This is a genomic window from Comamonas antarctica, from assembly GCF_013363755.1.
In the GTDB taxonomy this organism is placed as follows: domain Bacteria; phylum Pseudomonadota; class Gammaproteobacteria; order Burkholderiales; family Burkholderiaceae_C; genus Comamonas; species Comamonas antarctica.
Window position 1 is genome coordinate 914543 of sequence record NZ_CP054840.1, and the last position, 12581, is coordinate 927123.

At 68.9% G+C, this 12581-nt stretch carries 9 protein-coding genes; 8 read left to right on the forward strand and 1 reads right to left on the reverse strand.

From position 1 onward, the window contains the following. The first annotated feature begins 206 nt into the window (after positions 1 to 206). The 5 genes from pgaA (at position 207) to HUK68_RS04295 (ending at position 8080) form a co-directional block, all read left to right on the forward strand. Complete coding sequence (gene pgaA, locus HUK68_RS04275) at positions 207 to 2507, forward strand: poly-beta-1,6 N-acetyl-D-glucosamine export porin PgaA (RefSeq protein WP_175503078.1); 2301 nt, start codon at positions 207 to 209, stop codon at positions 2505 to 2507. 8 nt (positions 2508 to 2515) lie between these two features. Continuing rightward, positions 2516 to 4525 carry a poly-beta-1,6-N-acetyl-D-glucosamine N-deacetylase PgaB gene (gene pgaB, locus HUK68_RS04280; protein ID WP_350355230.1) on the forward strand — a complete coding sequence of 670 codons (2010 nt, stop codon included), beginning with the start codon at positions 2516 to 2518 and terminating at the stop codon, positions 4523 to 4525. Further along, positions 4522 to 5871 (forward strand): poly-beta-1,6-N-acetyl-D-glucosamine synthase, encoded by a 1350-nt coding sequence (pgaC, locus tag HUK68_RS04285; protein WP_175503080.1) that lies wholly within the window; start codon positions 4522 to 4524, stop codon positions 5869 to 5871. The genes pgaB and pgaC overlap by 4 nt, the downstream gene beginning before the upstream one ends. Further along, complete coding sequence (pgaD, locus tag HUK68_RS04290) at positions 5868 to 6413, forward strand: poly-beta-1,6-N-acetyl-D-glucosamine biosynthesis protein PgaD (protein ID WP_175503081.1); 546 nt, start codon at positions 5868 to 5870, stop codon at positions 6411 to 6413. The genes pgaC and pgaD overlap by 4 nt, the downstream gene beginning before the upstream one ends. Before the next feature lie 155 nt (positions 6414 to 6568). Continuing rightward, the gene (locus HUK68_RS04295) at positions 6569 to 8080 is read left to right on the forward strand and encodes an FAD-dependent monooxygenase (RefSeq protein WP_175503082.1); all 1512 of its coding nucleotides are present in this window, start codon (positions 6569 to 6571) and stop codon (positions 8078 to 8080) included. 9 nt (positions 8081 to 8089) lie between these two features. On the opposite strand, the gene HUK68_RS04300 is transcribed toward HUK68_RS04295, so the two are convergent. After that, on the reverse strand, positions 8090 to 8746 hold the full coding sequence (locus HUK68_RS04300; RefSeq protein WP_175503083.1) for a TetR/AcrR family transcriptional regulator: 657 nt from the start codon (positions 8744 to 8746) through the stop codon (positions 8090 to 8092). Between the two features lie 163 nt (positions 8747 to 8909). Between HUK68_RS04300 and HUK68_RS04305 the strand changes: the two genes are divergently transcribed. The 3 genes from HUK68_RS04305 to HUK68_RS04315 are packed head-to-tail and all read left to right on the forward strand — an operon-like array spanning position 8910 to position 12424. Next, positions 8910 to 10415, forward strand: a complete 1506-nt coding sequence (locus HUK68_RS04305) for an AMP-binding protein (RefSeq protein ID WP_175503084.1) — start codon at positions 8910 to 8912, stop codon at positions 10413 to 10415. 28 nt (positions 10416 to 10443) lie between these two features. Continuing rightward, positions 10444 to 11421, forward strand: coding sequence for an NAD(P)H-dependent flavin oxidoreductase (locus HUK68_RS04310; protein WP_175503085.1), 978 nt, complete (start codon positions 10444 to 10446; stop codon positions 11419 to 11421). Between the two features lie 31 nt (positions 11422 to 11452). Then, positions 11453 to 12424 (forward strand): Bug family tripartite tricarboxylate transporter substrate binding protein, encoded by a 972-nt coding sequence (locus tag HUK68_RS04315; RefSeq protein ID WP_175503086.1) that lies wholly within the window; start codon positions 11453 to 11455, stop codon positions 12422 to 12424. The last annotated feature ends 157 nt before the right edge of the window (positions 12425 to 12581 follow it).

The following is a 12581-nucleotide window of genomic DNA, read 5'->3' on the forward strand; positions in this document are numbered from 1 at the left end:
ACACGGAATGGCTACCCAGAAAATAGGAGGCCTACAGGGGAGGATTACGGGTTTTGGGTGATTGCCGGGGCACCATGAGGATTTATATACATTTAGTTACTTCAAGTTAGGTAGAGCGCATCAATACCGCTGTTGTCATTTGAGGTCGGGACGCAAAACAATCGCCTGTCGGTTGTCCCCACCCATTGGCATTCACAGCTTGGTTTATGCGCACATCTGCCTGTTCCTTCGAAGTCCCGTTCCGCGTGCGCGTTGCCCTGGCGGCCACCTTGCTGGCGCTGGCGGGCATGGCGTCGGGAGCGCCGCAGCCCGCGGCTTCCGAGCTGCCGGCGGCGCGCGACGCGCTGCTGGCGCAGGCGCAAGGCCAGCGCGATGCGCGCGACTGGCCGCTGGCACTGCACAGCTTTCGCCTGGGCCGCGAGCGCTATCCGCAGGACCTCGCGTTCCAGTGGGGCGAGATCCAGACGCTGGCCGATGGCGGCCAGAGCGCCGAGGCCGTCGCGCTCGCGCAGCAGTTGCTCGAGCGCCGGCCCGACGATCCCGACACGCTGCTGGTGATGGGCTATGCGCAGCTGCGCCATGCGGGCGTGTATGCGTCGCTGGAGTATGTCGACCGCGCCATGCAGCACGCTGGCGAGCGGCCGTATGTGGTGCGCGAATACCTGCTGGCGCTGCAGCGCGCCCATCTCGCGGACGCGGCGCTGGAGATCGCGCGCCAGCGGCCAGGGCTGTTGAGCGCGCAGCAGCAATGGGAGCTCGAGGCCGATGCCGCGGCCGAGAATGTGCGCCATGCGGCGTTGCCGGCGCGCGGCGAGGCCGAGCGCTTCGACGCCGCCGACCGCGCGCTGGCGCGCTACGACGCGCTGCTGGCGCAGTGGCGCAGCGCCGGCAATGTGCCGGCTGCGCTGGTGCAGCGCGTGCGCATCGACCGCTTGCAGGCGCTGCATGCGCGCTCCAGGATGCAGGAGCTGGTCGATGAATACGAGGCGCTGGTGGCCGAAGGCGCCGAGGTGCCGGTCTATGCGCTGGGCGATGTCGCCTCGGCCTACCTGTACCTGAAGCAGCCGCAGCGCGCGGCCGCGCTGTACCGCCAGCTGATCGCCGCCAACTACCTGCGCCATGAGGTGAGCGCGCGCCAGGACCAGGACTTCGGCCTGCAGTATGCGTATGCCGACCAGGGCGAATTCGAGGCCGCGCGCCAGTCGGCGCACGCGGTGGCGGCGCAGCAGCCGCCCTGGCGCACGCTCGAAGGCGACAAGGAGGCCACGCCCAATCCCGCCTATCTCGATGCCCGGCACATGGCGGCCATGATGGACTTCTACGCCGGCGATACGCCCGGCGCGCAGCGGGCGCTCGAACGCCTGGTGGCCGCGGCGCCGACGCGCAGCCATCTGCGCGTCGATCTCGCCACGGTCTACGCCGCGCGCGGCTGGCCGCGCAAGGGCGAGATCGAGCTGAAGATCGCCGAAGCCCATGATCCGCGCGACGTGGGCCTGGAGACGGCCCAGGGGCAGGTCGCGCTGGACCTGCAGGAATGGCGCCAGGCGCGCGAACTGAGCGCCGACACGCTGGCGCGCTACCCCGAGAACCAGCGCGCGCAGCGCCTGGCGCGCCAGTGGCGCGCGCATGACTCGGCCGAACTGCAGCTGGCGCTCAGCAAGGGCCTGGGCAACGACAACCCGATTGCCGGCGGCCGCGACCTGGGCGCCGAGGCCACGCTCTACTCGCGGCCGCTGGCCGAGAACTGGCGGCTGCTGGCGGGCCTGGGCCAGCGCCGCGGCAACTTCAGCGACGGCCGCGCGCAGCACAACTTCGTGCGCGCCGGGCTCGAATGGCGCAGCCGCGACTGGACCGTGCTGGGCGAACTCGCGGAAAACCATTTCAGCCATGGCGGCCGCACCGGCGGCGGCATCGGCGTCAACTACCAGATCGACGACGCCTGGTCGCTGCAGGCCGGCGCGCAGCGGCTCGCGCGCGACACGCCGCTGCAGGCCCTGCGCAACAACATCACCAGCGACCGGCTGGACCTGGGCGTGCGCTGGCGCCAGAGCGAGCGCCGGCAATGGAGCTTCTCGGCCTCGCCCTCGAACTTCAGCGACGGCAACCGCCGCCGCTCGCTGCTGCTCAGCGGCCAGGAGCGCCTGGTGACCCGGCCGAACTGGTACCTCGATGCCGGCGTCGAGATCTACGCCACGCGCAACCGGCGCAACGACGTGGCTTATTACAGCCCGCTCTCCGAGCGCAGCCTGCTGCCCTCGCTGCGCTGGAACCACACGCTGCGCCAGGACTCCGCGCGGGCCTGGACGCAGTTCGCGGGCATCGGCCTGGGCGGCCTGACCCAGCAGGGCTACGGCGGCAGTGCGCTGGGCGTGCTCAGCTACGGCCAGCGCTACCGCATCAACGATCTCTTCGAGGTCGGCGGCACGCTGTCGGCGATCTCGCGCAGCTATGACGGCCGGCGCGAGCGCGAATGGCGCATTGCATTCGACCTGAACCAACGCTTCTGAACATGGCCATGAACTACCTCTCCCGCCTGATGTCGGGCCTGCTGGCCCTGGTTCTGCTGGCCGGCTGCGCCAAGGACATCCCGCCCTATCTCGCTCCCGACCAGCGCCCGCTGGCGGCGCAGGAACGGGCCTGGCCCGTGAACCACTACCTGGCGCTGGCCTACCATGCGGTGCAGGACGACAAGGCCGACCAGACCTTCCTGGCGGTGCGCACCGACCAGTTGCTGTCGCAGCTGAGCTGGCTGCGCAGCGCCGGCTACCAGGCGGTATCGGTCGACCAGATCCTGGCCGCGCGCGACGGCGGCCCGGCGCTGCCGCCCAAGGCCGTGCTGCTGAGCTTCGACGACGGCTACCGCGATTTCGAAACCCGCGTGCTGCCGCTGCTGCGCAGCTTCCAATGGCCGGCGGTGCTCGCGCCGGTCGGCTCCTGGCTCGACACGCCGGCCGATCGCGAAGTGAAGTTTGGCGACCTGGCCACGGAGCGCAGCATGTTTCTCGATCGCGCCGGGCTGGCGCGCGTGGCGCGCTCGCCGCTGGTCGAGGTCGGCGCGCACACCTTCGCGCAGCACAAGGGCATCCAGGGCAATCCGCAGGGCAACACGCTGCCGGCGATGGCCAACCGCCAGTACCTGGCGGATGCGCAGCGCTACGAGACCGAAGCCGAATTCGAGCAGCGCCTGCGCGAGGACGCGCGCGCCATCAGCGCGGCGGTGGCCGAGACCACGGGGCGCAAGCCGCGCGTCTGGGTCTGGCCCTATGGCGCGGCCAGCGGCACGGCGCAGCGCATCCTGCGCGAGGCCGGCTACGAGCTGTTCCTGACGCTTGACGATGGCCTGGCCGATGTGCGCCGGCCAGAAGTGCCGCGCATGCTGATGTCGGGCGAAGACGACATCACCGCGGTCGCGTACCGCGTGGCCGACGCCCAGGCGCCGCGCATGCTGCGCGTCGCGCATGTGGACCTGGACTATGTCTACGACCCCGACCCGCAGCAGCAGGGCCGCAACCTCGACCGGCTGGTGCAGCGCATGGCCGACCTGCGCATCAACACCGTGTTCCTGCAGGCGTATTCCGACCCGGTGGGCGACGGCCTGGTGCGGCAGGTGTATTTCCCCAACCGCGTGCTGCCCATGCGCGCCGACCTGTTCAACCGCGTCGCCTGGCAGCTCAAGAGCCGTGCCGGCGTCAGGGTCTATGCCTGGATGCCGGTGCTGAGCCTGGACCTCGATGCGAGCCATCCGCGCGTGCAGCGCTGGGATCCGGCGACGCGCGCCACGGCCGTCGATCCCGCGCAATACCAGCGCCTGAGCCCGTTCCACGCGGGCAACCGCGCGGCCATCGGCCAGCTGTACGAGGACCTGTCGGCGCATGCGGCGTTCGACGGCCTGCTGTTCCACGACGACGCGCTGCTGTCCGATTTCGAGGACGCGGGCCCCGATGCGCTGCGCGCCTATGCGGCGGCCGGGCTGCCCGCGGACATGGCGTTGCTGCGCGCCGATGGCCAGCGCCAGGCCTGGACGCGCATGAAGTCGCGCGCGCTGGTGGATTTCACGCTGGAACTCACGGCAAAGGTACGCGCGATCCGCGGCGCGGGCGTGCTCACGGCGCGCAACATCTTTGCCCAGCCGGTGCTCGATCCGCGCGCCGAGGAGTGGTTCGCGCAGAACCCCGACGACTTCCTCGCCGCCTATGACTGGACCGCGCCCATGGCCATGCCGCTGATGGAAGGCGTGGGGTATGCCGGGGCCGCGCCCTGGCTCGACCGCCTGGTGGACGCGATGCGCCGGCGCCCGGGCGCGCTCGATCGCACGGTGTTCGAGCTGCAGAGCATGGACTGGCGCACGGCTCACAGCGGCGAGGCCAAGCCCATCGATGCCGAGGTGCTGGCCGGCTGGATGCGCCGGCTGAAGCTGCGCGGCGCGCTCAACTTCGGCTACTACCCCGATGACTTCATCCAGGACCATCCGCGCGTGGATGCCATCCGCTCCCAAATGACCACCTCCTGGCTGCCTGCACCATGAAACACCGACTTCTTTCCTGGATGCTGATGGCAGCCGTCATCGCGCTGCCCATGGCGCTGGCCTTCGTGCTGACGGGCAAGGCGATCCTGGCGTTTGTCTTCTTCTACCCGCTGCTGATGTCCGGCTTCTGGATGATCGGCGGGCTGAGCTTCTACCTGCAGCGCGAGCGCCACTGGAAGTGGGGCGAGACCTTGGCCGAGCGCGACGTGCCGCTGCTGCCCGGCATGCCGCTGGTGTCGATCATCATTCCCTGCTTCAACGAGGCGCGCAACGGCGAGCAGACCATCCTCGCCGCGCTGGGCCAGCACTATCCGCATGTCGAGGTGATCGCGGTCAATGACGGCTCGAGCGACGCCACCGGCGCGCTGCTCGAACGCCTGGCCGCGCAGCACCTGCGGCTGCGCGTGCTGCACCTGGCGCAGAACCAGGGCAAGGCCATGGCGCTGCGCATGGGGGCGCTGGCCGCGCGCAGCGACTACCTGGTGTGCATCGATGGGGATGCGGTGCTCGACCCGGATGCAGTGGCCTTCCTGGTGCGGCCGCTGCTCGACCATCCCCGGGTCGGCGCGGTGACCGGCAACCCGCGCGTGCGCACCCGCTCGACGCTCACGGGCGCGCTGCAGGTCGGCGAGTTCTCCTCGATCATCGGCCTGATCAAGCGCACGCAGCGCATCTACGGCCAGGTGTTTACCGTCTCGGGCGTGATCACCGCGTTCCGCCGCCAGGCCGTGGCACGCGTGGGCTACTGGAGCCTGGACATGGTGACCGAGGACCTGGATATCAGCTGGAAGCTGCAGCGCGACCACTGGTCGATCTTCTACGAGCCGCGCGCGCTGTGCTGGATCCTGATGCCCGAGACGCTGCGCGGCCTGTGGAAGCAGCGGCTGCGCTGGGCCCAGGGCGGCGCCGAGATCCTGATCAAGAACCTGGGCGCGCTGCGCCACTGGAAGAACCGCCGGCTGTGGCTGCTGCTGCTCGAGTTCACGCTGTCGGCGCTGTGGGCCTATTCGTTTGCGCTGTCCATCCTGCTGCACGTGCTGGGCTGGTTCATCGCGCTGCCCGCGCACCTGCGTGTCGAGACGCTGGTGCCGCCGGCCTTCACCGGCCTGGTGCTCGCGAGCTTCTGCCTGCTGCAGTTCGTGGTCAGCATCCTGATCGAGCGCCGCTATGAAAAAGGCTTTGCGCGCAGCCTGGTGTGGGTCGTCTGGTACCCGCTGGTGTTCTGGCTGCTGAACCTGCTCACCACGCTGGTGAGCTTTCCACAAATCATGCTCGGCAGGAAGCGCAGGCGCGCCCGCTGGGTCAGTCCCGACCGGGGCATCCACTCACTGGATTCCAAGCCATGAACACTTTCCAAGAGATCAATGCCTCCACCATGGTGATCCGCAGCGCGCGCGGCTACTGGCGCCATGCGCTGGACCTGCTGCTGACCTGGATCGCATGGGCGTTCTTCACCTTTCTCATGGCGCGCGGCATCTGGTCGGTGCTGGCCGCGCCGCGCGAGGACATCGAGGCGCACTGGCTGATGCCGCTGCAGTCGGGCCTTTCCGACCTGGGCCTGTACCTGCTGGCGATGCTGGTGCTGGGCGGGCTGCTGGTGCTGTGGGCGCGTTACAACTTCTGGCGCTTTCGCGGCCACCAGCGCCGCGCCGCACCCCTGCCGATGGACGACGACAGCCTGCTGCGCCACTACGGCATTCCGGCGGATGGCTTGCGGCGCCTGCGCGAGCTGCCGGTCTGCGTCATCCACCATGCGCATGACGGCAGCATCGTGCAGGTCGCGCATGCCATGCCGGGCAGCAGCATCGTTGCCGTGCCCGGCCGCGCTGGCGAAGCGAAGTCCGCACCGGCCGCGGACCGCGTGGATCCGGCGCAAGACCTGCGCTGAGTTCCGCCGGCAGCCGCTGGCAGCCCGTGCCGGCCGGGCAGGCGTGATCGATGCTGCCGGCGTGGCAGGCAAATCCCATCCAGAGCGCATGCGCGCCTACAAGCCGTGGGATGGACTTTGGCCACACTGTGTGGGCTGCATTCCATCTGCTGTCCATGAAGCCGCTCGATAACGTGGTCATCGTCGGAGCCGGGCCCACCGGCCTGGTGCTTGCGCTGTGGCTCACCGCGCAAGGCGTCAAGGCGCGCGGGCCGGGCATGCAGTCGCGCGCGCTGGCCGTGCAGGCGCGCACGCTCGAGCTGTACCGCCAGCTGGGCCTGGCCGAGGCCGTGGTGGCCGCAGGCCACCGCAATGCGGCCCTCAACCTCTGGACCAGCGGCACAAAGCGCGCGACGCTGCGCTTCGCCAATGCGGGCGCAGATCTGACACCTTATCCGTATGTGCTGATCTACCCGCAGGACCGCCATGAGCGCCTGCTGATCGCGCGGCTGGAGGACATGGGGGTGGCCGTCGAGCGGGAAACCGAATGCCTGGGCTTCGAGGACCGCGGCGACCATGTCGAGGTCCAGTTGCGCCTGCCCGGCGGCCGCGAACAGCGCTGCGCGGCGGCCTATGTCGTGGGCTGCGATGGCGCGCGCTCCATCGTGCGCCACCAGATGGGCACCGGCTTTCCCGGCGCCACCTATGGCAAGTTCTTCTACGTGGCCGATGTGCAGGCGCATGGGCCGGCGGCCTGCGGCGACATCCAGATCGCGCTCGATGACGCCGATTTCGTCGCCTGGCTGGCCTATGACGACCAGGGCCGTGGCCGGCTGATCGGCGTGGTCGATGACGACGGCGCGGACCGCGCCGACACGCTGAGCTTCCATGACGTCGGGCACCGTGCGATCGCCCACATCGGGATCGAGGTCGACAAGGTCCACTGGTTCTCGACCTATCGCGTACACCACCGCGTCACCGACCGCTACCGCACGGGCCGCGCCTTCCTGGCCGGCGACGCCGCGCACGTCCACAGCCCGGCCGGCGGCCAGGGCATGAACACCGGCATCGGCGATGCCATCAACCTGGCCTGGAAACTGGCCGCCGTGCTGCGCCAGGGTGCGCCGGTGGCGCTGCTCGACAGCTACCAGGCCGAGCGCCGCGCGTTCGCGCTGCGGCTGGTCGAGACCACCGACCGCTTGTTCCAGTTCATCACCGCCGAGGGGCGGTTTGCCGACTTCGTGCGCACGCGCATCGCACCGGTCGTCGCGCCGCTGGCGTATGGCATCGACGATGTGCGCGAATACCTGTTCCGGCTGCTGTCGCAGACGCTGATCAGCTACCGCGGCGGCCCGATCAGCGAGGGGCAGGCCGGTGCGGTGCAGGGCGGCGACCGCCTGCCCTGGGTGCACACGGACGACAACCACGCGCCGCTTTGCGCCATTGCCTGGCAGGTGCATGTCTACGGCCGCGCGCGCCCCGATCTGGCCGCGTGGTGCGAGGCCCAGGGCATGGCGCTGCACCGCTTCGACTTCGGCGCAGCGCACGCCGCGGCCGGCTTGCAGCGCGACGCCGCCTACCTGCTGCGGCCGGACAGCTATGTCGGCTGCGCCGTCGCGGACGGCAGCCCCTTGCGGCTGGAGGCGTATCTGGACCGGTGCATACGCCGTTCGGAAGGGCAGCAATGAGCCAGTAGGTCAGGCGATCTTGAGCCCCGCAATCGCCGCCAGGCAGAACTGCGTCATGGTGCCCACCTGATGGTCCAGCGTGCGCGAGCGGCTGGCCTTCACGGGTGCGGGCCGGCGGTGCACGCGCAGGATGGCCAGGCCATGGATCGATGACCAGAGCATTTGCAGCGCATCGGCATGCGGCATCGCGCATTGGCCGGGCGGCGGCAGCATGGGCTGGGCCATTTCGCAGAACAGCGCAAACGAGGCGCGTCCTTCCTCGACGAGTTCGGGGTACTGCTCGCGGTGGCGCAGGCCCGGGCCCAGCATCAGCTCGAACAGCGATCCATTGGCCTGCGCGAATTCGACATACCCGCGCACCAGCGCATGCATGCGGCCGGGCAGGTCGTCGGCGGGCAGCTGCGCCAGATAGCTGCGGCGCAGCGCGATCAACTCCCGGAAACCCTGCGCGGCCATGGCCGCGAACAAGCCGTCCTTGTCGCCGAAATGGTGCGCGGGCGCGCCCACCGAGACGCCCGCGGACTTGGCGATCAGCCGCAGGCTCAGCTGGTCGAGGCTCACCTCGTGCAGCAGCGCAATGCCCCACTGCACCAGCGACTCGCGCAGGTTGCCGTGGTGCCACTGGCCCGGTGGCTTCACGGCGGGTGCGCGGGAGGGATCAAGCATGGTTCAAATCTTTTGCGGCTGCCGGGGCAGCGCCATCAACGGGGAGATGGCCGATGGTTGCCGGTTGGCGAAAGCGCGTAAACCAGGGAAGTCCCTAGCATGGGAAACCGGTGGAGGGCGCTAAATTGAACACTGTTCAATTCAGTTCGCGCGCGGAGTCAAAATGGTCCCTTCCCTGGTTTTCGGCAATCAGCACTGGCGCAAGCAAGACGTCGCGCTGCTGGCCGAGCGCATCTCGCGCAGCCTCAACGCGCTGGGCGTCAAGGAAGGCGGCACCGTGGCCGCGATGCTCAGGAACAGCCCCAGCTACGTGGCCACGGTGATTGCCTGCAAGCGCGCGGGCGTCTACCTGGTCTCGCTGAACTGGCACTTCAAGGCCGGCGAGGTGCAGTTCCTGCTCGAAGACAGCGGTGCCCAGGCGCTGGTGGTGCACGAGGACCTGGTGGAGACGATTCGCGCCGGGGTGCCCGCGCAGGTCGCGCTGCTGGTCGCGCCTTTGCATGAGGATGCAGACAGCGTGGCCCGCCAGGAGTGGCCCGCCTTGGGCCAGCAGGGCGAGCCGCTGCCCGACAGCCAGCGCTTTCCTTTCAATGCCGTGGTCTATACCTCGGGCACCACGGGCAAGCCCAAGGGCGTGCGCCGCCTGCCGGTCGCGCCGCAAGTGCGCGCCGAAATCGATGCCGAAGCCGCCAAGGTGGCGCAGGCGGTCTACGGCACCACGCCCGAATCGGTGGCGCTGCTGAGCGCGCCCATGTACCACAGCGCGACGATGTCGTTCGTCTCGCATGCCTGCGCGCGCGGCGCGACGCTGGTGCTCGAGCCCGGATTCAAGGCCGAGCGCACGCTGGAGCTGATCGCGCAGCACCGCGTCACGCATGCGTACCTCGTGCCCACCATGTACCAGCGGCTGCTGGCGCTGCCCGCCGAGGTGCGCGCGCGCCACGACCTGGGCTCGCTGCAGCAGGTGTCGTCCACGGGATCTCCCTGCGCGCGCGAGCTCAAGCTGCGCATGATCGACTGGTTCGGCCCGGTCGTCACCGAGGCCTATGGCTCGAGCGAGGCCGGCTACACCACCTTCATCACCGCCGGCGAATGGCTCGCCAAGCCCGGCTCCGCCGGCAAGGCGCTGGGCAGCGCGCAGCTGTCCATCGTCGGCGACGACGGGCAGGAGCTGCCGCGCGGCGAGATCGGCCTGATCTATGTGCGCCAGCCGGCCATGCCCGATTTCACCTATATCGGCCGTGCGCAGGACCGCGAGAACATCAGCCGCGACGGGCTGGTCACGCTGGGCGACATGGGTTTCATCGATGACGACGGCTACCTGTTCATCTGCGACCGCAAGTCGGACATGGTGATCTCCGGCGGCGTGAACATCTACCCGGCAGAGGTCGAGGCCAGCATCCTGACCATGGACGAAGTCAGCGACGTCGCGGTGTTCGGCATTCCGGATGCCGAGTTCGGCGAAGCCATGGCCGCCGCGGTGCAGCTCAAGCCCGGCTGCCGGCTCGATCCCGCCACGCTGCAGCAACGCCTGCGCGAGAAGATCGCCAACTACAAGATTCCGCAGACCATCACCTTCCATGACAGCCTGCCGCGCGAAGACACCGGCAAGATCTTCAAGCGCCTGCTGCGCGAACCCTATTGGGCCGGCGTCGACCGCCGCATCTGAAACGACATTTTCCAGGACCCGTTTTCCCATGGCATTGCCTTCCATTCTCAAAGACAAGCTGCGACTGCCGCTGATTGCCTCGCCGCTGTTCATCATCTCGACGCCCGAACTGGTCATTGCACAGTGCAAGGCCGGCATCGTCGGCTCGTTTCCGGCGCTCAACGCGCGGCCCGCCGACCAGCTCGAGGTCTGGCTAGAACGCATCACCTCGGAGCTGGCCGAATACGACCGGCAGAACCCCGACAAGCCTTCGGCGCCGTTTGCCGTGAACCAGATCGTGCACCGCAGCAACGAGCGCCTGGAGCACGACATGGAAGTCTGCGCGCGCTTCAAGGTGCCGATCGTCATCTCCTCGCTGGGCGCGCGCAAGGAAATCAACGACGCCGTGCATGCATGGGGCGGCATCGTGCTGCATGACGTGATCGACAACCGTTTCGCGAGGAAAGCCATCGAGAAGGGCGCCGATGGCCTGATCGCGGTCGCGGCGGGCGCGGGCGGCCATGCGGGTGCGCAGTCGCCGTTCGCACTGCTGCAGGAAATCCGCCAATGGTTCGACGGCCCGCTGGCGCTGTCGGGCTCGATCTCCAGCGGCCGCGCCATCCTCACGGCGCAGGTCATGGGCGCCGACCTGGCCTATATGGGTTCGGCCTTCATCGCCACGCAGGAGGCCAATGCGGTCGAGGGCCACAAGCAGATGATCCTCGACAGCGCCGCCAACGACGTCGTGTACACCAACCTGATCACCGGCGTGCATGGCAACTACCTCAAGCCCTCGATGGCGCGCGCCGGGCTCGACCCCGACAACCTGCCCGCCGGCGATGCCAGCCAGATGAACTGGGCCGCGGGCACCGCCAAGCCCAAGGCCTGGAAGGACATCTGGGGCTGCGGCCAGGGCATTGGCGTGCTCAGCGAGATCCAGCCCGCGGCCGCATTCATCGACAAGCTGGCGCAGCAATACCGCGACGCCTGCCAATCCACCCGGGAACTCATCGCCGCGCGCGCCTGAGTTCCACCCCACGACAAACAGGAGACAAGCAATGGATTCCAAGCGCAAGGTTCTGAAGATCATGGCCGCCGCCGGCCTGCTGGCGGTGTCCGGCATGGCGCTGGCGCAATCGGGCAAGCCGGTGCGCATGCTGCTGCCGCTGGCCGCGGGCGGCAGCTCCGACACCATCGGCCGCGCCGTGGCCAACGAGATGAGCAAGACGCTGGGCACCACCATCGTTGCCGAAAACAAGCCCGGTGCCTCTGGCACGCTGGCACTGGGCGAAGTGATCCGCACGCCCGTCAGCAACCCGACCTTCGGCCTGGTGCTGGGCTCGACGCTGGCCGTGGTGCCGCACCTGATGAAGGTGCCCTATGACAGCGTCAAGGACGTCAAGCCCGTGGTGCAGCTGGGCATCACCCCCTTCGTGCTGCTGGTCAACAAGAACCATCCCGCCAAGAACCTGGCCGAATTCGTCGCGATGTCGAAGCGCAAGCCGCAGACCTTTGGCTCGTATGGCGCGGGCACTTCGAGCCATGTCACGGGCGAGGCCTTCAACAACGCCGCCGGCCTCAAGCAGGTGCATGTGCCCTACAAGGGCACGGCGCCCGCGATCAATGACCTGCTGGGCAGCCAGGTCGACTCGGTGGTCGCCGACTTCGGTGTCGCGGGCCAGCACATCGGCAAGGACGGCAAGCTGCGCGCGCTGGCCGTGACCGGCCCGGCGCGTTCCGAAGGCTTCCCCGACGTGCCGACGTTCGGCGAGCAGGGCTATGCCTCGATGAACGATCTGGTCGGCTGGATCGCTTTCGTCACCTCGTCGGCCACCTCCGACGAACAGGTCGCGAGCTGGGCCAAGGCCGCATCGAACGCGCTGCGCGTGCCCGAAGTGCGCCAGCGCCTGGTCTCGCAGGGCTATGTGCCCGCGGGCACCTACGGCAAGGAGTTCGACAAGATCGTCGCCGACGAGCCCGTGCGCTGGGGCGGCCTGATCAAGGCGTCGAACATCACGCTCGAGAACTGACATGGCGCGCCTGCGGGCCCCGGCGCGGGGCCCGCAGGCGCGGTGGCTCAGGCATCACGCGGGAGCTGCTGGAGGCATGGGCCTTCCAGCGGGCTTGCCGCGTTTTTTTGCGCCTGGGCCATGGCAACTGCCTTGGCGAACGGGGCCTTGCGGCACG